This window comes from Pseudoflavonifractor phocaeensis (genome assembly GCF_038439875.1).
In the GTDB taxonomy this organism is placed as follows: Bacteria; Bacillota; Clostridia; order Oscillospirales; family Oscillospiraceae; genus Vermiculatibacterium.
The window spans coordinates 140,345-163,026 of record NZ_JBCDMT010000007.1 but is presented as its reverse complement, the minus strand read 5'-3'; the positions used below and the strand labels follow the sequence as shown (position 1 = coordinate 163,026).

At 64.8% G+C, this 22,682-nt stretch carries 16 protein-coding genes; 8 read left to right on the top strand and 8 right to left on the bottom strand.

Annotated features, from left to right (window positions below; genetic code table 11):
* Positions 1-81: 81 nt before the first annotated feature.
* Both AAEU42_RS13870 and AAEU42_RS13865 read right to left on the bottom strand, forming a co-directional pair.
* Entirely contained in the window at positions 82-708 is a 627-nt protein-coding gene (locus AAEU42_RS13870) for a flavodoxin family protein (protein ID WP_342234167.1), read from the bottom strand.
* A 28-nt stretch (positions 709-736) separates the two neighbouring features.
* Positions 737-2,362: a 2-dehydropantoate 2-reductase gene (locus AAEU42_RS13865; RefSeq protein WP_342234166.1), complete on the bottom strand. Its 1,626-nt coding sequence runs from the start codon at positions 2,360-2,362 to the stop codon at positions 737-739.
* A 284-nt stretch (positions 2,363-2,646) separates the two neighbouring features.
* Here AAEU42_RS13865 and AAEU42_RS13860 point away from each other — a divergent pair, with 284 nt between their 5' ends.
* The 6 genes from AAEU42_RS13860 (at position 2,647) to AAEU42_RS13835 (ending at position 8,753) form a co-directional block, all read left to right on the top strand.
* Positions 2,647-3,699, top strand: coding sequence for a TRAP transporter substrate-binding protein (locus AAEU42_RS13860; protein ID WP_342234165.1), 1,053 nt, complete (start codon positions 2,647-2,649; stop codon positions 3,697-3,699).
* 163 nt (positions 3,700-3,862) lie between these two features.
* The gene (locus AAEU42_RS13855) at positions 3,863-4,381 is read left to right on the top strand and encodes a TRAP transporter small permease (protein WP_342234164.1); all 519 of its coding nucleotides are present in this window, start codon (positions 3,863-3,865) and stop codon (positions 4,379-4,381) included.
* Entirely contained in the window at positions 4,378-5,673 is a 1,296-nt protein-coding gene (locus AAEU42_RS13850; protein ID WP_342234163.1) for a TRAP transporter large permease, read from the top strand. Before AAEU42_RS13855 ends, AAEU42_RS13850 begins: the two co-directional genes overlap by 4 nt.
* A gap of 32 nt (positions 5,674-5,705) precedes the next feature.
* Positions 5,706-7,064 carry a sedoheptulokinase gene (locus AAEU42_RS13845; protein WP_342234162.1) on the top strand — a complete coding sequence of 453 codons (1,359 nt, stop codon included), beginning with the start codon at positions 5,706-5,708 and terminating at the stop codon, positions 7,062-7,064.
* Positions 7,061-7,822, top strand: coding sequence for an HpcH/HpaI aldolase family protein (locus AAEU42_RS13840; RefSeq protein ID WP_342234161.1), 762 nt, complete (start codon positions 7,061-7,063; stop codon positions 7,820-7,822). The genes AAEU42_RS13845 and AAEU42_RS13840 overlap by 4 nt, the downstream gene beginning before the upstream one ends.
* A gap of 7 nt (positions 7,823-7,829) precedes the next feature.
* Entirely contained in the window at positions 7,830-8,753 is a 924-nt protein-coding gene (locus AAEU42_RS13835) for an AEC family transporter (protein ID WP_342234160.1), read from the top strand.
* A 77-nt stretch (positions 8,754-8,830) separates the two neighbouring features.
* Here AAEU42_RS13835 and AAEU42_RS13830 read toward each other — a convergent pair whose 3' ends face one another.
* The 5 genes from AAEU42_RS13830 to AAEU42_RS13810 all read right to left on the bottom strand — a co-directional run bounded on the left by AAEU42_RS13830 (position 8,831) and on the right by AAEU42_RS13810 (position 18,153).
* A complete protein-coding gene (locus AAEU42_RS13830; RefSeq protein ID WP_342234159.1) occupies positions 8,831-9,970 on the bottom strand; it encodes a hypothetical protein in 1,140 nt (379 codons plus the stop codon).
* A 51-nt stretch (positions 9,971-10,021) separates the two neighbouring features.
* Entirely contained in the window at positions 10,022-14,227 is a 4,206-nt protein-coding gene (locus tag AAEU42_RS13825; protein WP_342234158.1) for an S-layer homology domain-containing protein, read from the bottom strand.
* A gap of 252 nt (positions 14,228-14,479) precedes the next feature.
* Positions 14,480-15,832, bottom strand: a complete 1,353-nt coding sequence (locus tag AAEU42_RS13820; RefSeq protein ID WP_342234157.1) for an MATE family efflux transporter — start codon at positions 15,830-15,832, stop codon at positions 14,480-14,482.
* Positions 15,833-15,893: 61 nt separating this feature from the next.
* Positions 15,894-17,369: an APC family permease gene (locus AAEU42_RS13815; RefSeq protein ID WP_342234156.1), complete on the bottom strand. Its 1,476-nt coding sequence runs from the start codon at positions 17,367-17,369 to the stop codon at positions 15,894-15,896.
* 118 nt (positions 17,370-17,487) lie between these two features.
* A complete protein-coding gene (locus tag AAEU42_RS13810; protein ID WP_342234155.1) occupies positions 17,488-18,153 on the bottom strand; it encodes a manganese catalase family protein in 666 nt (221 codons plus the stop codon).
* A gap of 124 nt (positions 18,154-18,277) precedes the next feature.
* Here AAEU42_RS13810 and AAEU42_RS13805 point away from each other — a divergent pair, with 124 nt between their 5' ends.
* Together AAEU42_RS13805 and AAEU42_RS13800 are read left to right on the top strand one after the other, a co-directional pair.
* A complete protein-coding gene (locus AAEU42_RS13805; protein ID WP_342234154.1) occupies positions 18,278-19,402 on the top strand; it encodes a 2-oxoacid:acceptor oxidoreductase family protein in 1,125 nt (374 codons plus the stop codon).
* Entirely contained in the window at positions 19,402-21,630 is a 2,229-nt protein-coding gene (locus AAEU42_RS13800) for a thiamine pyrophosphate-dependent enzyme (protein WP_342234266.1), read from the top strand. Before AAEU42_RS13805 ends, AAEU42_RS13800 begins: the two co-directional genes overlap by 1 nt.
* Positions 21,631-21,733: 103 nt before the next feature.
* On the opposite strand, the gene AAEU42_RS13795 is transcribed toward AAEU42_RS13800, so the two are convergent.
* Positions 21,734-22,657: a LysR family transcriptional regulator gene (locus AAEU42_RS13795; RefSeq protein ID WP_342234153.1), complete on the bottom strand. Its 924-nt coding sequence runs from the start codon at positions 22,655-22,657 to the stop codon at positions 21,734-21,736.
* Positions 22,658-22,682: the final 25 nt, after the last annotated feature.

Genomic DNA, 22,682 nt, shown 5'->3' with positions numbered 1-22,682 from the left:
CCAGATCGGCATAACCCAAACGCAAAAGCCCCTATCGTATCCCCGGTACACCTGGGATACGATAGGGGCTTTTCCTTTTTCTCAGCGGATGAAGTTGGTCCTGTACTGCCGCTCGGCCTGGGGCGGCTGGAACCCCGCCTCCCTGCCCGCCTGGATGCAGCGAAGGAGCCAGGCCATGTTCCGGCCCAGGTTGCGCATGATCTGAAGGCCCTCCATGTCCTGTTTTACCTCGTCCGGGGTGTTGCCGTGAACCATGTTCCAGTAAGAGGAGGACACCACCGGCATCTGGGCGATGGTAAAATACTTGTTCACCGCATCCAGGGAGGCGGTGGTGCCCGCCCGGCGGGCGGAGGCCACGGCGGCACCCGGCTTGTGGTGAAACGCGTCGCCGCCGGCATAAAACATACGGTCCAGAGCGGAAAAAAGCCGGCCAGAGGGATGGGCGTAGTAGACCGGGGTGCCAAAGACAAAGCCGTCCGCCCGGCGGGCTTTCTCCAGCAGGCCGTTGATGGGGTCATCCCCAAAGACGCAGGCCCCTTCCAGCCTGGCACAGGCGCCGCAGCCGACGCAGTCCCGAAGGGGATCGGGTCCCAGGGTCACGATCTCGGTGGAAATCCCCTCAGCCTCCAAGGTGCCGGCCACCTCGGCCAGGGCGGTGGCGGTACAGCCCTGGGGTCGGGCGCTGCCGTTGAGCAGTAAAACGTTCATAAAAACCTCCTATCTGTTTGGGGCCGTCTCAGCCCTCTCTGCCGAAGCACTCCAGCACCGAGTTGGCGATGCTCTCCGCGTCCAGGATGTGGGTCTCCAGCTGGGCCAGGCAGCCCCGGTCGCCGGAGAGGAGCAGTTCATAGATCCGCCGGTGCTTCTCGAAAAACTCCATGGCGTACCGTTCACTGTAACCGGTGAGGGTGTTGAAATTCATCAGGGTATAGAAGATCTCGGCGTTGCTCTCCCAGGCGTTGGAGAGAAAGATGTTCTCCGCCGAGGCCACCAGGGCCCGGTGGAAGCGCACGTCCAGATCGTACCAGTCCACCGTCTCGGGGGAGGAGGCGCAGCAGGACTCGATGACGCCAAGGACCTCCGCCAGCTTGGGATAGACGGAGCCGCTCTTCTCCAGGGCCAGCTCCAGGGCCCGGTTTTCAATCATCCAGCGGAAGTCGTAGAGATTCTTGACCTGCCGCTCGGAAAACTCCACCACCTCCCGGCGGCCGTTGGGGTGGGTGATGATAAGGCCCTCGCCGGAGAGGATCTGCAAAGCGGTGCGGATGGAGCTGCGGCTGGCGCCGTACTGCTCCGCCAGGTTTTTTTCCACCAGCTTGTCGCCCGCCTTGTATTTACGCTTGATGATGTCGATGCGGATGAGGCTGGCGATTTTTTTGGGCGTGGCCACGGGGCTCTTCTCGGCGGAGGAGAGGTCCCCCTCGCCGTCCGCTCCGCCCTTTCCGGCGTCCCGGTCCCGCTCCATCTGCTTGATGCGGGCGTTCAGCCGGGCGTTGATGGGGGTGGGGACTCCCAGCTTTTCCCCCAGGCGGCATACGTAGTCCCCCAGGATGTTCGTCTCCAGGGGCCGGCCGGTCCAGTAGTCCTGGAGCATGGAGGAGCGGCCGTCGGGGGAGAGGGCGGCCAGGGTCCGCTCCCACTGGGTGATGGTGTCCTCGTCCAGCGGTACGCCGCAGCGGTTGGCCAGGGCGATCACCTCCCGCTGGGCGCTGCGCATGAGCTCCATGGCCTCCCGGTTCTCCCGGAATTGGCCGTAGGTCAGCTGATAGACCGTGCTGGTCTGGTTGAACCCTGCGTTTACCAGGAATTTGGACCACATGTGGTAGAGAATGTCCGGAGCCCACCGGGCGGGGACGGAGCAGCGGCGGAAGAATTCCTCCAGCCGTTGGACGGCGGGGCTGGACTGGCGGTCCTTTTCCCCAAAGAGAAGGGTGCCCGGGCTCTGACAGCGGATTTTACGGCCCTCCCGGTTGGTGTCCGCCCCCACCACGGTGGAGCAGAGCACGTGGCCCGGGCCGAAGGCCTGGGTCAGCGCCTCCTCGCTGGTCATGCCGTTGAGGAGGGCCAGGATGAGGGTGTCCTCCCCCACCAGGGGGGCCATATCCGAAATGACCTTGTCCAGATCATAGGACTTGACGGTCACCAGGATGAGGTCCACCGGCCCGCCCTCCAGGTCACGGCAGGACCGGTAATCGATGTTCAGGGGCCGGTCGTTCAGGATCACCGGCTCCCGCTGGCTCCGCGCGGGATCCCGGACGATGCCGTAAAGGGTGACGGAGGGGTCCCCCCGCCGGATCTGGTCGGCGTAACAGGCCCCCAGGGCGCCCAGGCCGATGACGGCCACACGCTGAATGGGTTTCATGGAGCTCGCCTCCTTTTTCTGTGAGTGCATTATATCAAATAAATGTCGACAATTCCAGCTTTCCTGACCTTCGGACTGAAAAGCAGGATAGACGTGTGCAAAATAGACAGATTTCGACAACCTGTTTTGTGCTGCTTGACCAAGTAAGAGGACAATTATAAATAAATGTCGACATTTATAAAAAAGTATTGACAATTAAAGGGACGAAGTCTACAATGACGGTAAGGAAGCCGTCCGAAGGGCGGCAAGAGAGAAATCCATGAAACATGAAAGGGGTATTTGAAATGAAAAAGAGAGCGTTTCTTGCGTCTGTCCTGACCCTGAGCATGGCCTTCAGCCTGGCCGCCTGCGGCGGCGGGGACAAGGACAAGGGAACGGCCACGCCTCCGCCGGCCGCCGAGAGCCAGCCCCAGGGCAGTGAGCCCGCCGGCGATGTGGAGACCGTCTATCTGAAGGCCAGCCACGTCTTTGCCGAGGGCCATCCCGTCTACCAGGCCTTCCAGGAGTCCGCCGACCTGCTGTACGAAAAGACCAACGGCCGCTACGGCCTGACCATCTATCCCAACGGCACCTACGCCAACTACTCCGACTCCATCACCGCCTGCCAGATGGGCGATCTGGACATCGCCTGCCTGGACTCCGCCGCCGACTGGCTGGAGTCCGCCGGCGTGCTGCTGGCCCCCTACTGCTTCCAGAGCTACGACCACTGGGCTGCCTATAAGGCCAGCGACCTGTGTACCGAGATGCGCCAGGCCATCGGCGACGCCGTGGGCGGCGTGGTGCAGCTGAACATGTACAACTTCGGCTTCCGCAACCTGACGGCCAACAAAGAGATCCGCAATCTGGACGACATTTCCGGCCTGACCCTGCGGTGCGTCAACTTCGCCCCCTACTCCACCCTGGCCGACGTGTTCAACGTGCCCATCACCTCCATCCCCATCGAGGACGTGTACATGAGCCTCCAGACCGGCCTGGCCGACTGTGAGGAGAACCCCCTGACCCAGATCGTCACCATGAAGTTCTACGAGGTGCAGAAGTACCTGATGAAGACCCAGCACATGCTGGCCGTCTCCTCCACCATCATCAACCAGGACTTGTGGAACTCCCTCTCCGACGAGGACAAGGCCATCTTCCAGGAGGTCTTCACCCGCCAGGGGGACCGCATCGATGAGCTGACGGTGGAAAATGAGAACGCCCTCATCCAGACCTGCGTGGACAACGGCATGACCGTCATCGACGACGTGGACACCACCCCCTTCCGTGAGAACGCGGCCAAGGTGGTGGAGAGCTATCCCGCCTGGAAGGATTGGTACGATCAGATCCAGGCCATGGCCTGATTCGGGTGCGCCGGTAAAATAGGACGGAGGCCCGCGGCTTCCCGTGTGATTTGGCGGGGGACCGCGGGCCTCCTTTACCCTTTCGGGCGTACGGCCCACAATTTCGGGCGCCCGGCTGACCGGCCGCGGCCCACGACATTCTCGACAGAAGGGCAGGTTTCTCATGGAACGGTTTTATCACGGATTTTCCGCGGTGAACAGCGCGCTGAAAAAGGCGGAGATGTTTTTGGGCTGTTTGTCTCTGGGCGTGCTGTTCCTCATCATGATCTTTAACGCCGCCCTGCGGTATCTCATGGGCAGCGGTCTCAACTGGTCGGACGAGCTCAACGGCTTCTTGTTCGTCTGGTTCGGGTTCCTGGCGGCCGCCTACGCCATGAGCACGGACTCCCACCTGCGCATCACTGCCTTCGTGGGGCTCTTTCCCCCTGTGGTGCGCTACGCCCTCAAGCAGATCATGAACATCCTCATGATCGCCATGTTCCTCCTCTATATGGGGCCGCTGGCCAACCTGATGGCGACGCTGCCCATCTCCAACGTCCTGCGCTTCCCCATGAAGTGGGTCTATCTGATCCTGCCCATCGGCTTCGGCCTGATGTGCGTACATATCCTGTTCAACATGCTCCAGGATACCATGGAGCTGATCCGCGGCAAAAAGGAGCCGGGAGAGGGGGAAAAGGCATGAGCCCGTTGATGGTGTTCCTCATCAGCTTTGTGGTGCTGTTCCTGCTGGGCATGCCCATCGCCGGCGCCATGATCACTTCCTCCTTCCTGTACGCCTTCGGCGCGGGCATCAGTCTCTCGGTCATGGGGACCCGGATGTTCACGGGGCTCAATAACTTCGCCCTGATCGCCATCCCCCTGTTCATCCTCACCGCCGAGGTGATGAACCGCACCTCGGTGGCCGACCGCATCTTCGGCTTCTGCCGGGACCTGGTGGGCTACATCCCCGGCGGCATGGGCCACGTGAACATCGCCACCTCCATCATCTTCGCCGGCATGTCCGGCTCCGCCGTGGCCGACGCAGGCGGCATCGGCAATCTGGCCTACCAGGCCATGGTGGACGAGGGCTTTGACGAGGAGTTCAGCGCCTGCACCACCATCGCCTCCTCCACCGTGGGCCCCATCATCCCCCCCAGCATCCCGGCGGTGGTGTACGCCATGGTGGCCAACGTGTCCGTGGGCAAGCTCCTCTTCGGCGGCATCGTCCCCGGATTCTTCATGGGCTTCGTCATGATGGCCTACGTCTTCGTCTGGTCCAAGCGCCACAACGGCCCCAAGCTGGAGTGGCAGGGCTGGCGGTACTACCTGGTGCACCTGCTCCACGCCTTCATCTCCTGCCTGCTGCCCCTGCTGACCCCGGCCATCCTGCTGGGCGGCATCTACCTGGGCGTGGTCACCACCACTGAGGCCGCTGCCGTGGCCGTCCTCTACTCCCTCATCCTGGGCGTGGTCATCTATAAGACCATGGGGTTCAAGGACCTGACCGCCAGCCTGAAGAGCGTCTTTATCGCCAGCGGCTCCGTGCTCCTCATCATCCCCGCCTCCAAGTGCTTCAGCTTCGTGCTGACGGCGGAAAGCCTTCAGGATAAGCTCTACCAGGCATTTTCCAGCTTTGCCGGGGACAGCAAATTTTTGACTGCCCTGTGCGTTACGGTGCTGTTCCTCATCCTGGGCTGCCTGAGCGATCCCAACGTGAACATCATGGTCTTTGTGCCCATGGTGCTTCCCCTGCTCAACGCCGCCGGGTTCGACCCCGTCCACGCGGGCATCTGCATCATCGTCATCGCCATGATCGGCAACATCACCCCGCCCGTGGGGGTGGTGCTGATGACGACCTGCAGCCTGCAGCACTTGAACATCGAGCGGGTCAGTAAGGCACTGCTGCCATGGATCGCGGTCCTGATGGGAGAAGTGGTCATCCTCTGGCTCTGCGAGCCCATTGTGACCTTTGTCCCCAATCTGCTGATGGGGTGACCCCGGAAAGGCCCGGACACGAGGAGACGAGTATGAGTAAAAACATGATCGCCCTGGACTTGGGCAGCACCTTCATCAAAGCCGCCGTCTTTGACGTGGAGCGGCAGAAAGTGCTTTTTTCCGAAAAGTGCCACACGCCGGAAAAACGTCCCAATGAGGACCCGGCGGTATTCGAGAACGACGCCGAGGCCTTCGTGGACGCGGTAAAGGCCATGATCCGCCGGTGCGCCCGGGAGGTGCCCCAGCTCCGGGGGCTCCTGCTCTCCACCCAGCAGCACGGCTGTGTGCTCTGCCACCCCCAGCTGGAGCGGGACACCTATATTTCCTGGCAGGACACCCGGTGCCTGGGGCTGGACCCCGGGACGGGAAAGAGCTACCTGGAGGAGCTGCAAGAGCTGCTCCCCCCCCAGGTCATGGAGAATACCGGCGTTCCGGTGAAGCCGGCCCTGGCCCTTTGCAACCTGTATGCCCTGTTTCAGCAGGGGGGGCTGGAGCGCCGGGAGGAGACCCGGGTCTATACCCTGGGGGCCTATATCATCGAGCGGCTCACCGGCAATAACGTCTGCCACATCACCAACGCCGCTCCCATGGGCTTTGCGAATATCCTGGACCGCACCTGGCGCAGGGACATCCTGGCCCGGACCGGGCTGGATTTCATCCGCCTGCCCCGGATCACCGCCGGGCTGGAGTGCTGCGGCGTCTATACCGACGGGGACCTCCGGCTGGAGGTCTATCCCGACGTGGGGGATGTGCAGACCAGTGTCTATGGAACGGGGGCCAGGTCGGGGGATATGATCGTCAACATCGCCACCAGCGGCCAGCTCATCTATATCAGTGACGAGTATGTCCCCGGCGATTACGAGATCCGCCCCTATTACGACGGCAACTACTGCAACGTCATCTCCCGGATGCCCGGCGGGCGCAACTTCGATGTGCAGATCGACTACATCCGGGACGTGGGAGAAAAGGTCTTTGGCCAGAGCTTGAGCCGTGAGGCGGTGTGGCGTCAGGTGCAGGCGCGGATGACCGGACCGGAGGAGGACGGCGGGCTGGCGGTGGACTGCAGCTTCTATGAGCTGCCCGACCGGCTGGCCGACGGGGCCATCTCCCATATCAGCCACGTCAACCTGACCCTGGAGCACGTCATCGCCGCCACGGCCCAGGACTTCGGCCGCCAGTACCGCCGGTTTGCCGGGACCCTGTGCGACTTTTCTGAATTTTCCGGCACCCTCTACCTGTCCGGGGGCGCCATTCTGAAAAACCCAATCCTGCGCCAGGCGGTCACCGGCGCCATGGGGGCGGAGCGGACGGTGGCCGCCTCGGCGGACGAGGTCTATGGAGGCATGTTCAAGCTGGCGCAAAAATGTGTCTGCGGGAGGGAGTGCGCATGAAGATGAAGGAGACGATCCACAGCGGGGAAATGGTCTTAGGGGCCTTTTTGTCGGAGATCCCCGCCCCCAACCTGACCCGGCTCATGAAGGCCTCGGGGCTGGATTTTGTCATTGTGGACTGTGAGCACGGTTACTTTGATTATTCCCAGGTGGCGGCGCTGGCCGCCGTGGCCAACGGCATCGGCTTCCCCCTGGTGGTCCGGGTGCCCGGGATCAGCCGGGAGTGCGTCCAAAAATACCTGGACGCGGGGGTGGACGGCCTGCTGGTCCCCATGCTGGAGACCCGGCGGCAGGCCGAGGACCTGGTGCGCTATGGGAAATACGCCCCCGAGGGGGCCAGGGGCATCTCCACCATGCGGCCCCACAGCGACTATGACCCGGGCAGGCTCACCGAGTATACGGCCAAGGCCAACCGGCGCACCCTGTTCTTTGCCCAGATCGAGACCCGGACCGGTGTGGAGAACGCCGCCGATATCGCGGCGGTCCCCGGCCTGGACGGGCTTTTCGTGGGCCCCAACGATCTGGCCTGCGACCTGGGCTGCACCGGAAATTTTGACACCCCGGAGATGGAGGCGTCCATTGAGCTCGTGGTGGAGGCTGGCCGCAAGGCGGGCAAGCCCACCGGCATCATCGCCTCCAGCCCCGCCTTCCTGCGCCGCTGGCACGAAAAGGGCATGACCATGTTCAGCTGCGACAGTGAGCTGGGGCTCCTGAAAAAGGGCATCCAGTCCATGGCCCGGGACGTGCGGGGGGCGTGAGCCCCTCATGTGGGAAGTGATATGGAGGGCGGGCTCGTTCCTGCTGGTGATCTGTGCCGGATACCTGCTCCGGCGGCTGGGCATTTTCGGGCCCAGAGAATATGACGTGCTTCTGCGGGTGGTGATGAACCTCACCATCCCGGCGGCCATCATCATCAGCTTCGCGGATTTCCGGATGGACTTGTCCCTGCTGGGGGTGGCCCTGCTGGGCCTGGGTCTGAACGTACTGATGATGGCGCTGGCGGCGGCGGTGACCCGGAACCGGGACCGGAATACCCGAATCCTGCACCTGATGAATCTTTGCGGCTACAACGTGGGCTGCTTTGCCCTGCCCTTTCTCCAGGGCTTTGTGGGCCCCTACGGGGTGGCGCTGGCCTGCCTCTTTGACGTGGGCAATTCCCTGGTGGCCACCGGGGGCGGCTACGCCGTGGCCGAAAGCCTGCTCCGGGAGGGGGAGCGCCGCTCCTTTTCCCTGTGGGACACGCTGAAAAAGCTCCTCCGGGTGGTGCCATTCGTCACCTACCTCTGCCTGATCGTCTATACGGCGGTGGGGCTTCGGGTGCCCGGGGCGGTGGTGACCCTTCTCACCCCCATGGCCAACGCCAACGCCTTCGCCGCTATGCTGATGATCGGCCTCATGGTGGATTTCCGCATGGAGCGGCGGGAGCGGGGCACCGTCCTGCGGGTGGTGGGCCTGCGGGGCGGGCTGAGCCTTCTCCTGGCGGCGGGGCTCTATTTCCTCCTGCCGGTGGGGGAGGAGACCCGGCGGGTATTGGCCATCCTGGCCCTCTCGCCCATCTCCATGCTCTCCTCGGGCTTTACGGCCCAGCTGGGCGGGCCCGTGGGGACCTCGGCGGCCATCAACTCCATCTACGCGGTGTTCAGCGTGGCGGCCATGTCGGTGCTGGTGGTCCTCTTTGGGATCTCCTGACCGGCGCCGGAGCCTGGGCCATAATAAAAAGCAGTCCGTCCCCAACTGGGGACGGACTGCTTTTTATTTGAAATAACTCATCCGCAGAGGGTGAGGCCGTGGCGGGCGATGGCCCGGGCGGCCTCCAGCCCCATGGCCCGCCAGCGGGCCCACCAGCCCTCGGGCAGCGGCTGGTGGTCCAGCCAGAAGCCGAAAGCCCCGGCCAGCATGTCCCGGCATTCGGCCTGGAAAAAGAGCCCCGACTTTTCACACACGCCCCCCTTGGTGGCAAGCTGGGCGGTCATCCGGTCCAGCTCGGGCCGGGAGAGGAGGCAGAGGGTCACCAGGTAGGCCTCGGCCCGGTAGGCCCGGACCACGTGCCCGGCGTCATCGGGGAGGGCGGCCTCCGGGGCGAAGTCGCATACCCCCTTCAGCCAGGTGACGGCGCAGTCGGCCACGAATTGGGCGCAGTGGGGGTCCAGGCTGTCCATGGAGCAGGGGACCAGCGCCCGGGGCAGGTCGTCCCAGGTCCGGCGCAGGGCGGCGCGCATGACGCTGGCGGCCTCCTGATGGCCGCCGGAGAGCCCACGGGCGGAGAGCATGTCCGCGAACAGGTAGCACATGTCGTAGTAGCAGTGGGCGGCGTTGCGCATACCCAGATAGGGGACGGAGTCCTCTTCCCGCACCTCAATGGTGTTGACCAGGGGGGAGAGGAAATCGTAGAGCCGGGCCCGGTTGGCCTCCGGCCAGGGGTGGGCGTCGCTGAAGGTGATGAAATTGGCCTCCAGATAGGCCGAGGAAAGGCCCGCCACGGAGTAGAACATATTGGGCAGGACCTTGACGGCGTTGACGTCGGGGCCCAGCCGCTCATAGAAATAATCCACGCTGGGGGTGGGGGCGAAGCTGAGGATGTCGGGCAGGACGCCGCCCCTCTCCCGCTGTTCCCGGCAGTAGGGGGCCAGGGAATCGGTGACCACTGGAGGGATCTGCCTGGGGGGCGGGCAGACCAGCACCAGGTCCGGTTCCATCCGGCGCAGGGCGTCCAGGGTGCCGCCCACGGCGACCTCACAGTCAAAGTCCCGCTCCAGCGCCGCCAATCCGTTGGGAGTGGCCTTATTCAGAAGGACATTTCCGCGCAGGACTCCACCCGCCGCCCGCTGGTAGCAAATGCGCATGTAGGTGCCGATGTGTCCCGTGCCGATGACCACGAGCTTGAGTGCTCCGCAAGGTTTTATCATAGGTTCCTCCCATGTGTGTTTGTATGTGGGGGAAGGGGATAAAGACGGGGCTTATGCCCCGGAGGGCATCAGGGAGATCAAACGCAGAAGGACCACGGAGACCTCGGCCCGGGTGGCGTTGGCCTGAGGGCGCAGCGTGCCGTCGGGATAGCCGCCCAGAAGGCCCTGTTCCACCGTCCAGGACATGGCATCCCGGGCCCAGGCGTCGATTTCAGCGGCGTCGGTGTGGGCCTGGAGTCGCTCCGGGTCGGCCTGGGGGGCCAGCCCGGCCAGCTTGGCGTACTGGTACAGCATGACCGCCATCTGCTCCCGGGTCACCAGGTTTTCCGGGGAGAAGCCGCTGTCCGTTCCCGTCACGATCTGAGAATCGGCGGCCCAGGCCACCGCCCCGGTGTACCATGTGTCCGCCGGGACGTCAGCGAAGGCGGAGTCCGCCTTGGTTACCGGCTGGCCCGCCAGCCGGTAAAGAACGGTGACCATCATGGAGCGGGTCATGCCCCCGTCGGGGGCAAAGGTGTCCTCGCTGAGGCCGTTGAAGAGGCCCCGCTCCACCACGGCGCGAATGCTGTCGGCGGCCCAGTGGGAGGACACGTCGGTCAGCTTGGCGAAGATTTGGGCGTTGGTGGATTCGGCGGGGGCCGTATCGGGCGCCGGCTCCGGGGTCTGCGGGGCCGCGTCCGGCTTGGCTTCCGGCTTGGGGGAGGGGGAGCCGCCGCCTCCGCCACCTCCGCCGCCCCCGCCGCCGCCGATGCCGTCGGGGGCATTGGCGGCCGGCAGTTTGGCGATGGTTTTGGAGATCGTGAGTTCGGCTGTCTCGCCGCTGTCCCGGGCCAGGGCGGCGGGTGCGCCGTTCTGCGCCAGCAGGATCGTGCCGGAGATGCTGCCCGGGGCGGAGGCGGTGGCGGGCGTCTTGGCAAAGCCGGCCCCCTCTTTCCAGACTGCGGTCAGGCGGGGGTCGGTCAGACAGGCCTTGACTCCGTTCAAAATGTCATCGGCCGTGGTGTCGTTGGTAACGGTCAAGCCGTCCAGCCAGGTCTGGGCGGCGGCCTTGGCCTGGGCGGGGCTCTGGATCTTGTTCAGTGTAATATCCACGTCGGTTCGGACGGGCGGGATGCGGATGACGTCCTTCCCCTCGGGGGAATCCAGAGGGGGAGCGGTGCCGTAGACCGCGTCCAGATAGCCCGGGGCCGTGGCCCGGACCTGATAGACCCCCGCGGGGACCATCCAGCCGTAAGCCCCGTCCGCGCCTGTGGTCTGGGGGTTGACCTGCAAGTGGCTGTTGGCGTCCCAGGGGGTGTCAAACCATTTGCCGTTGGTTTCGTCCCACTGATAGAGGGTGACGGAGGCCCCCGCTATGGGCTGGCCGGACTGGTCGTAGATGACGCCCGAGGGGTCGATGAGGACCGTGACCTGGGCGATGACGAATTGGTAGACCTCCTCCTGCGCCGTCACCGTGGCGATGACCTGCTTGACGCCCGTGGTGGACCAGCCGGAGAGGGTGGCGGTGTAGTAGCCTTTTTCGTTCTTGACCGCCTGCACGACGATGCCGCCGAAGTGGAAGGCCACGCTGGGCGGGGGAGTGCCCTCCTCCGGGTCCGGGAGGCTCCCATCCTTGAATTTTACAAAGAGGGTGAAGGGATTGCCGATCAGCCTCGCGTTGGTCCAGGCGGTGAAAGTGGGGACGCCCACCTCCGGGTTTTTCTCGATCAGATTGCTCCACCCGTTGTTGACGATGACATGGTCGATGACGGGATAGGCGTCCCGGCTGACGACGGTAGCGGGCTCGGAACAGTAGGTTTTTCCGGAGCGGGTGGCTTGGAGGCGGAAGTCGAAGGTGCCGGAAGTTTGGAGCTTAAGCATGGCGGTATACCAGGAGTCCGACTGCTTGATCGCGGTATAGAACATGCTGGCGCCGGCCGTCTGCCAGCCGGAGTCATCGGGTGTGCCCTCCTCCGGGTGGCTGCGGTACTGGATGTCCAGTGTCGCGTTGGGTACGGTCTCTCCGTAGACGCCGAAGGGCTCACCGGCCTTGATGGCGGTGGGGAGGTTGATGGTGGCCCGCAGGATACGCACGGTGAAGACGTCGACCTGCGTGCGCTCGCCGCCCAGAGGGGTGAGGTAGGCCTTCGCCGTCACGCTGTCGGTGGCGTCGCTGGACAGGCGGAAGGAGACGGACAGCTCCAGCTGTTCGTCCCGGCCCAACGGCTGCTCCAGGGTCAGACTGGTGTCACCGATGGGTTCGACGCCGGGAAGGTCCAGGGAGAGGACGGAGCCCGCCGGCAGGGGGGAGTCCATGTTTCGGAAGGTGAGCTTGAGATTGGTGACGCTGTCCGGCAGGGCGTAAGGGGGCGCCTGCAGGACGGCCATGACTTTGTAGTTTCCCACCGGGATGGAGGGGACCGCCAGGGAGTCCTCGCCGGGCTCCTGGCCCTGGAACCAGACGGTGGCCCCGCTCTCCCGCAGCAGGTCCAGCTCGGCCTGGACATAATCGCCGGCAAGGAACCTGTTCTTGGACAGGTCGATAAAGAGGAAGGGGGCCACATCTGTTTCCACAAGGGGGTCCTCACTTACCGACTGCGCCTTGCTTACCAGAAGCCTCAAAAAGGACGGGTTGGACAGGCCCAGCCCCGACAGGTGCAGGGAGCGGACCTGTTTCAAGAGCTGGGTGGGTTGACCCTCTTTTCCTTCCTCATTCGTTTCCCACAGCAGGGCGAGGGCGGCCCCCATCCCGTCTCCGCCCCCTTCCGGATAGAGGTTATTTACGTTCAAGGCTTGTACCGGAAGGGAAGAAAGAGCGGCCAGGCTGCCGACGCTGGGGCTGGTGCCGCTTAGGTCAAGCTGTTCCAGGCCGGTCAGGTTTTTCAGGGGGGAGACGTCGGTGATGCCCGGATTGCCGTCCAGCCAGAGGAGCTTGAGGTTGGACAGATTTTTTAGGTCCTGCAGACTGGTGACGGCGTTATCACTCAGCTCCAATACCTGGAGCGAAGCCTTGCCGCTCAGCGGCGACAGGTTGGAAATCTGGTTGCCGCTGAGACGGGCCGCCTCCAGATTCGGGATGGAGGAAATGCCGGTAATGTCTGTAAGCGCATTGTTTTCCAGTTCCAGGGTATTGAAGTTCCTCTTTCCAAAGTCGCTGAGATTGTCAAGGGGAGGAAAGGAGGTAATATTCGTTCCCTTGATGGAGAGGCGCTCCAGATTCAAGTTGTGCACCTGTGTCAGTGGGGTCAGATCCGACAGCTCGCCGCCCTCGATCATCAGGCCCCGCAAACCGTCCGCGTACTCCAGTCCGTCCAGATTGGACACGTTCTCCAGCGTGACCACGCCCAGACGGCGCATGTCGCCCTTGGTGACGACGTAGGGCGCATCCTCCCGGTCGGCCGCTCCGATCTGGTCCATCACGAACTTGCGCAGGGCCGGGTCCGTGACACCGGCACTCTCCAGTGTGTCAGGCTCGGGGGGCTCGCCCACGGTGAGGACTGCCTGGCTCACGCCCGCGTAATTGGTGTTGGTGACGCTGGCCTCCACGGTGTAGCGGCCCTCATCGACGGGCAGGGTGTCGGCGCCGTTATAGGTGATGGCGTAGGGCAGGCCCTCCGGCTCGGTCTGGGCGGTCAGGGGCTCCACCGCGCCGGGCTCCTGGGCCAGCTCGCCCTGGATGACGATGGTGCACGGGGCCGGGTCGATGGTGGAAGTGACCGGATAGGCCTCAAAGTCGTAGTCGGGGTCCAGCTCGTAATTTTTATCCCATGGCTTGGTCAGGGTGAGATTGCTGACCAGAACCCGTTTGTCCTTCCCCGCGTCGGGGGTTTCAAAGGTAAAGTCGGCGTCGGCCTGGGGGTATTCCCCGTTTACTCCCGGTGCCAGGATCACGATTCCGCCGACTTCGGTGGTCCCGTCGTAGCCCTTTTTGCTGACCATATAGCCAAATTCGGGGTCCAGGACTACCTTGGCCTTTTGAATGGTGAAGTCCACCGTCACAGGCTCGGCGTCATACCGTTCCGGGTCCGCCGCGGTGATGGTGACGGCGTAGGTATCCGCGTCCTTGGGCTGTAAGGAATAGCTCAGCTCCACGCCCTCCGGCTGTGTCACGGCGGTGGGATACTGGACCTCGCCGCTGTATACCGCTTCCTGGGTGAGCTCGGCCACGATGGTCACGGGCGTTTTCCCCGGTGCGTCCCCATCCGCCGCCGACGCGCCTGCCGCGCAGAACTGAAGCGCCATAGACAGGGCTGCCGCCAGTGCTAGGAATCGTTTCATATCCTTCATCTCCAGCTGTTTGTTTTCAGTTTACATATTTTGCATAGTAACATTATCATATCACTACGCGGGCAACAAAGCAATGAATATCACTTGATTTTGAACACAATTCAGCTAAAAATGCACATAAACGCTATAAATAGGGCAATGAAATGGGCCGTAATACCAGATGTGCCTGTCACCCCCGGCTGGCCGGGGGGCGTCCGATAAAAAACCCTTCGCCGGTGGTTGGGCGAAGGGCTTTTTGACACGCTATTCTCCCCCTTTGCTCCTTGCCCGCCTTGTGGTGACCGCCAAATAGACCCGGCAGAGGCCCAGGGAGAGCAGGCTCGCCGCCGGGGCGGCGAAGCCGATATAAAAGAGGTCGGCGTGGGGCACCCGGCTCAGATACCAGGAGAGGGGGACCCGTACCAGGCAGGTGGAGGCCAGGGAGTGGACCAGCGGAAAGACGGGGTGGCCGCCGCCGCTGAAGTAGGCGTTGAGGCAGAAGACGAAGCAGACCACCACGCAGTCCAGGCTGTAAGAGCGCAGATACCGGGCCCCGGCGGCGATGACGCTGGGGTCCTTGGAGAAAAGGCCCACCAGGGCGGGCCCGGCAAATTGGGCGGCGAGGAAACAGGCCAGGCCGAACAGCAGGGAGAGGAGGATGCCCACCCCCAGGCACCGCCGGGCCCTGCCCATGAGCCCGGCGCCCTTGTGCTGGGCGGTGACGGCGGCAATGGCGGAGGCGAAGGCGGTGGTGGGGAGCATGCTGAACACGATGAGCTTTTCCGCCACGCCAACGGAGGCGGAGGCCACCAGCCCCATGTGGTTGATGAGGGCCGTGATGACCAGGAAGGAGGCGTTGACCAATCCCTCCTGGACGGCAATGGGCAGACCAGCCGACAGCATTTCCCGGGCCGCCACGGCCTGAAACCGGGGCCTGCCCCGGCGGTATTTGGCCAGGTGGCCCTTGGCCAGCAGGTAGCACCCCGCCAGGGCCAGGCTGGCGATCTGGGCGATGACCGTGGACACCGCCGCGCCGGGGGCGCCCATGCGCAGCACGCCGACGAAGAGGAGGTCGGTGGAGACGTTGATGACGCAGGCCAGGGTGATGAAAAGAAGGGGGGTCCTGGAGTCCCCCAAGCCCCGCAGGATGCCGCTGACGGCGTTATAGCCCACGATGAAGGGAATGCCGCAGGCGCAGATGCGCAGATAGTCCCGGGTGAGGGAGAGGGCCTCCGGGGGGACCTGCATGAGGGCGCAGATGGGGTCCAAAAACCACAGGGTCCCCGCCGCCATGACGGCGGACAGCGCGCCGAAGAGCAGCAGGCAGGTTTTCACCGCGTCCACCGTGTCCCGGCCCCGCCGCGCGCCGTAATACTGGCCGATGAGGACCGTGCCGCCGGTGGTGAGCCCCACCGACAGGCCGGTGATGGTCTGCATCACCTGTCCGCCGGTGGAGACCGCCGAAACGCCGGCGGAGTCCGCGAAGCGGCCCACCATGAAGAGGTCCGAGGCGCCGTAGAGGGCCTGGAGCAGATTGGCCAGCAGAAAGGGGAGGGAAAAGCGCAGAATGGTCCCCCAGACGTTTCCCTCCGTCAAACGCGCGCCCGTACGACTCAAAGCAATGCCCCCTTGTCCGCCTCACCGTTGGTTGGAGTATATGCGGACAAGGAGGGCGGTATCACCCCTTGGACAGGAGAAAGGCGACGGCGTAAAGGGCCAGGACCAGGGCCACGGCAATGCCCACCGCCGCCCGCCAGAAGCGGTACTCCCGGTCCATGGCGGCTTTTTCATCCAGGGAGGGAGGCAGAGGCGGGGGCGGGAAGGAGCCGGCGGGCCCGGCGGAACGCCGCCCCGGACGGCAGACGGCCAGCCCCAGGACGCACCAGGCGGCCCCCATTGCCGCGCCGGAGGGTTCCAGCTGGGTCATCATCAGGAGGTAGACGGCGATGCTGACCGGTGCGCCCAGCCGAATGAGGGGGGCCCGGTAGGGACGGGGGAGGTCGGGCCGCCGGCGCCGCAGGCCGAGGGCGGCGGCGATGCCGATGACGTAGTAGAGGAGGGTGGCAAAGAGGGAGAGAGAGGCGATGTGGTCGATGGAGCCGGTGCTCACCAGCAGGAGCATCAGGGCGCCCAGGGCCAGGATGGAGACGTATGGGGTGTGGTATTTGGGGTGGACCTTGGCGAAGGCGGCGGGGAGGACGCCGTCCCGGGCCATGGTGAAGAGGTAGCGGGCGGGGGCGGATACGCTGGCGTTGAGGGTGGAGAAGTCCCCGCCGAAGGCGATGCCCAGGCACAGCAAAATCAGCGGAAAGCCCGCCACGCCCGCCAGCTCCATGCCCTTGGCGTAGGGGGCGGCGGCCCCGGCCAGGGCGGGCAGCCCCTCGGGCGGGACGATGCAGACCAGCACCCACTGAAAGAGGCCGTTGACCGCGAAGACCAGGAAGGGGGCCAAAAAAAGGGCCCGGGGCAGGTTGATTTGGGGGTGTTTGATCTCCTCCCCCATGGCACAGCAGGTCTCGAAGCCGGCGAAGCACCACCACACCAGGGCCACGCAGGGGAGAAAGCCCTGCGGCGTCACCCCCGGCCCGGCGGCGAAATAGGAGAACTGGAGCCTGGGGGCCATGGAGCAGACCCACACCAGGGCCACCCCCCAGAAAAAGAACAGAAATCCGTTTTGCAGCCTGCCGCTCCACTCCACCCCCCGCAGGGCCAACAGCAGGAACCCGGCCAGCCCCAGGCAGGCCACGGCCCTGTCCCCGATGGGGAGGGGGATGCCCAGGGCTTGGAAGAGGGTGCGCAGGTAGAAGGCGAAGGCCAGGGCCTCGCCGCTGGCCACCGAGACCATGGAGATGATGAAGTTCCAGCCCGCCAGCACGCCGAAGGGCCGCCCCAGGCCCAGGGAGGCGTACTGGTAGGTGCCGCCCGCGTAGGGGAGCGCGCCGCCCATTTCCGCGTAAAGGAGGGAGGGGTAGATGCTGATGCCCAGGGCCAGCAGGGTGGCCAGGAACACCCAGGGGCCCAGCAGGCCGACCACGTTGGCTCCCAGGGTGAAGAGCCCCACGCCGATGACGGTGCCCACGTTGATGGTGATGGTCTCCCAGAGGCCGAAGCAGCGTTTGAGGGAGGGGGCGGAGGTTTCTCGGCTTTTTTTCATAAAATCCCGCCTTTCTGTCCGTGACAGGGCAGTCTATGAAAGGGACGGGCGGCGGGTGCGTACCGAGGGCGGAAAAGACAGAGGGGCCCGCCCTTCGGCGGGCCCCTCTGTCCGGGGATCAGATATTGAAGCTGGGCGGCTGTTTTTTGGCGGGGTCGAAGCTCTGGGTGCCGGGGTGGGATAAATCGAAATAGATGCGGGAGTCCACCGTGGCGCCCCAGTCCTTTTGGGAGCCTGAGTCCTGGATTTTGTTGAAGGCCTCCCGGAACATGGTGTTGTGGGCCTCCTCCCGGTTGAGGAGGAAGTCGATGGTGTCCCGCACGCCCTTGTCGTCAATTTGGCGGTAGAGGTTTTGATAGACCACCTTGGCCCGCTGTTCGGCGGCGATGTCCGAGAGGATGTCGGCGGCGGCGTCGCCGGTCTCGTTGACGTAGGCCGCCGTCCACAGGTAGCCGCTGGCGTTGGCCAGCATGGGGGTGAGGCCGGTGAGGACGTGGGCCTCCACGTTGCCCACGGTGGCCTTCATGGCGTCCGGGTCGTGGCCGTTGAGCATGTTCACCGCCGCGGCCACCATCTCCATGTGGCACAGCTCCTCGGCGGCCACGTCCAAAAAGAGGTCCTTGATTTCCGGGTCCTTGATGCGGAAGCTCTGGGCCAGGTATTGCATGGCGCTCTTCAGCTCGCCCTGGGGGCCGCCCAGCTGTTCCTGGAGCAGGGCGGCGTAGTTGGGGTTGGGCTTGTCCACCCGGACCGGGTGCAGGTAGGTTTTTTCGTGCTTGAACAAGTGGCATCCCTCCTTTAGTCTGATTCTCCGTTCATTGTTCCGCGAAGGGGGCAATTTATGCGGGCGAATAGCGAAGGCGGGGGATGGAAAACCTATCCCCAAATAAGCGCTGGGAGGCTATGCCATGTCAAACGGGACAGTCGGGGAGCCGCGGGCGGCGGCCGCGGTCAAGCTCCCCCGAGTGAACGACAACGGGTACTATGAGATGCGCCTGGAGAGCATCGGCGGGCTGGGGGCCAACCTCTGCGGAAAGCTGCTGGGGGAGTTGGGAGCGGCCCGCCTGGGGCTGAACGCCGCCTCCTTTTCCAGCTACGGCTCGGAAAAGCGGGGCTCGCCGGTGAAGGCCAACGTGCGCTTCAGCGCGCCGGGCCGGGAGATCCTTCACAACAGCCCCGTGGAGCGGCCTCACCTGCTGGCCCTGTTTCACGAGGCTCTGGCGGGAAAGCTGCCGGTGACGGCGGGAGTGGGGGAGGACTGCGCCGTCGTCATCAACACCCAGGCCTCCCCCGAAGCCGTCCGGGACAAGTTGGCCCTATTCGCCGGAAGGGTCTGCTGTGTGGACGCGCTGGGCCTGGCCCTGGAGAGCAAGAGCCGGATCAACATGGTCCTGCTGGGGGCCATCGCCAAGGCCTCCGGCTTCATTTCCCTGGAGGCGGTGAAGGCCATTGTGGCGGACACGCTGGGCAAAAAATATCCCGCCCTGCTGGAGCAAAATCTGGCCGGGGTGGAGCAGGGGTACGGGGCCCTTCGGGAGAAGAACTTTCCCCCGGACGGGAAATACGCCCCCGTGCCCTACGAGGAGCCCCGGAGCCGGTGGGGCTACGCCAACGCCCCTCTGGGTGGGGCCAACCCCCATTTCGGGAACATGGTCTCCAACGACCTCTCCGCCTCCCGGGAGGGGTATATCCCCCTCTTTTTGCAGGAAAAGTGCATCCACTGCGGCCTGTGCGATACCACCTGCCCGGACATGGTGTTCCAATTCCTGCCCGGGGAGTACCGGGGGAAGCCCGCCATGGTCAACAGCGGCCTGGACTACCACCACTGCAAGGGCTGTCTGAGATGCGTGGACGTGTGCCCCACGGGGGCCCTGGCGGCGGGCCGGGAGCGGGAGCATCCCGAGAAGCGGTGGTTTCTGCGCAACCAGGACCTTATCGTGGACCGGCTGGAATATGAGGACGCGGGGGCCAACTCCTGGGTGACCAGCGAGTCGTACCTGGACGAAAAACGTGTGGACGGAGGGCTGATGTGATGGAGCCGAAAGGGCAGAAGCTGCTGTTTGAAAGCGGCAACGAGCTGGCGGCCTATGCCGCCAAGCAGATCGACTACCACGTGATGGGCTATTACCCCATCACCCCCTCCACCCAAATCGCGGAATACCTGGACCAGATGGGGGCGGACGGGGAACATCATATCTCCCTCATGGCCGCCGAGGGGGAGCACAGCGCCGCGGGCATCTGCTACGGGGCCTCGGCCGGGGGCGGGCGGGTCTTCAACGCCACCTCGGCCAACGGCCTGCTCTACGCCCTGGAGCAGCTCCCCGTCCAGTCCGGGACCCGGATGCCCATGGTGCTCAACGTGGCCTGCCGCACGGTGTCCGGCCCGCTGTCCATCAAGGGGGACCACAGCGATCTGATGTACGCCCTCAACGCCGGGTGGGTCATCCTCTTCGCCCCGTCGCCCCAGGCGGTGTACGACTTCAACCTCTGCGGCCTGAAGATCGCGGAGCGGCTGGACCTGCCCGTCATCGTGGCCTTTGACGGCTTTTTCACCAGCCACCAAAAGCGCAACTGCTCGGTGTTCGAGCGGGACGAGGACGTGCGGGCCTTTCTGGGCCCCTGCCGCCGGGAGGTGACCGCTCTGGACCCGGAGCGGCCCGTCACCATCGGCTCTTATATGAACGAGCCGGACACCCTCAACAACAAGTATCAGCTCCACCTGGCCATGGAGGAGGCCCGGCGGGTGATCCCCGAGGTCTTCGCGGAGTACGCGGCCCTGTCCGGCCGGGCGTACGGCGTGGTTCCCAGCCACCGGGCCGGGGACGCCGACGTCCTCCTCTTTGTGCTGGGCTCCAGCTATTTCACCGCCATGGCCGCCGTGGACCGGCTGCGGGAGGAGGGGAAAAAGGTTGGGGTGTTCACCCTCTCCGCCCTCCGGCCCTTCCCCGCCGACGAGGTGGCGGCGCTGTGCCGGAACGCCAAGACCGTTCTGATGGCGGACCGCCAGGACAGCTATGGGGCGGGGGGCGGCAACATGACTCTGGAGCTGCGGGCGGCCCTCCAGAAGGGGGGCCTGACCTGCCGGACCCTGAGCCGGGTCTACGGCCTGGGGGGCCGGGACTTCTACGAGGCCGACGCCCGGGCGCTGCTGGAGACCTGCTTTGACGAAACCGCCCCGGAGTTTGACTACCTGGGGGTCTATCCGGGGGAGGAGGGCTTCACGCCGGAGCCCTATTTCAAGCCCGTGGCGGGGGCGGCCGCCGCCCCCGGCCTGACCCGGTGCGTGGCGGACGGGGACGCCCTTCGGGTGGAGGGCGGCCGGGTCAACGAGACCACCGCCATGCCCAAGCGCTTGGCGCCCGGCCACGGGGCCTGTCCCGGCTGCGGCATCCCCGTCAACGTGAACCTGCTGCTGCGGGGCATCGAGGGCAACGTGGTGCTCCTCTTCCAGACCGGCTGCGGCATGGTGGTCACCACCCCCTACCCCAAGACCGCCTTCAAGGTCCCCTATGTCCACAACCTCTTTCAAAACGGCGCCGCCACGCTGGCGGGTCTGGCGGAGATGTACCACCAGCGGCAGAAGCGGGGGGAGCTGCCCGAGGGGGACATCACCTTCATCATGGTCAGCGGCGACGGCGGGCTGGACATCGGAATGGGCTCCGCCCTGGGCACCGCCCTGCGGGGGGATCACGTGATCCTTTTCGAGTACGACAACGGCGGCTATATGAACACCGGCTACCAGCTCTCCTACTCCACCCCCAAGGGGGCCAGGAGCGCCACCTCCCACCTGGGGCCGGAGCAGTACGGCAAGCGGTTTTTCCACAAGGATATGCCCCAGATCATGGCGGCCACGGGCCTGCCCTACGTGGCCACTTGCGCGGAGTCCAACCCCGCCGACTTCATCCGCAAGGCGGCCAAGGCCCAGTATTACGCCGCCCGGAGGGGCACCGCCTACGTCAAGTGCCTCTCCGCCTGCCCCCTCAACTGGGGGGACAAGCCCAGTACCGAGCGGAAGGTCATCGGCGCGGCGGTGGACTGCTGTTATTTTCCCCTTTATGAGATCGAGGAGGGCAGGACGTCCCTCTCCTATGACCCGGAGAAAACGGGGAAGAAGGTCCCCGTGGTGGACTGGCTGGCCATGATGGGCCGCACCCGGCATTTGAAAGAGGCGGCCTACCGGGACGTGGTGGCGGACATCCAGGCCGAGGTGGACCGCCGCTGGGCCCGGCTGAAGGCCCGGGCGGAGAACCCCATCCTGTAAAAAGAAAGTCGGGACGTTTCCTCCTGGAAACGGCCCGACTTTTTACATTGTGGGGAAATTGGTAGCGGCGGCAGAGCGGCCCGGCAAAGAAAGAGGGGGGGCTTTAAAAACCGGGCGAAACAGGCCCCCGGGGCTCGTTGGCGTTTTTGGCCCACCGCTCCACGACCTCCACCAGGAAGGGGAGGGAGGGATTGAGGTCATCCTTTCTCCAGATGAAGGAGTGCTTGGAAAAGGGCACCCCCACCAGGGGGACGAAGGCGGCCTGCCCCTTGGCCAGATAGGCCAGGTCGTCGGTCAGGGTGGTCACCCCCAGGCCGCAGGCCACCAAGGTCAGCAGGCTGGGGATGTGCCGGGCCTCGGCCACCACGTTGGGCACGAAGCCGGCGTCGGCGGCCATGTGCCATAAAAAGTCGTGGCCGGGCTGGGAGGCGGTGCGGGACATGACCACGAAGGGCTCGTCCCGCAGCTCCTCCATTCGCAGAAGGGGCTTTTTGGACAGGGGGGAGGACAGGGGCAGCACCGCGCACTGCTGGTTGTGGCACAGGGTGACGGAGCGGGCCTGTTCTTCGGGAAAGGCGTCCATCCCGAAGTTGACGATGGCGTCCAGGGCCCCGGCCTCAAAGTAGCGGACCAGCTCCGAGTGGCTGTACTCCTGCAGGGTGAGGCGGATCTTGGGGTAGGCGGCCTTCATCTCATGGAAGATGCCCACCACGGCGGGGTCGAAGGCGTCCTGGAGGACGCCCAGGGTGACCTGGCCCTGGTAGCCCTGCTGGGCCAGGCGGGCGGCTTCCAGGCTGTGGCGGTAGCTCTCGAAGATGTGGGGGCACTCCCGGAGGAAGGCCGTCCCCGCCGGGGTCAGGGAGACGCTGCGGGAGTTGCGGTAGAACAGCTGCACCTCCAGCTCCTGCTCCAGGGCCGAGATGGTGCGGCTCAGGGCAGGCTGGGCCATGAACAGGGCCTCCGCCGCCTGGGTGAAATTGAGCCGCTGGGCCAGCACCACAAAGCACTCCAACTGGTTGAGGGTCATCGGCTTCCACTCCTCTGCCGTCTGA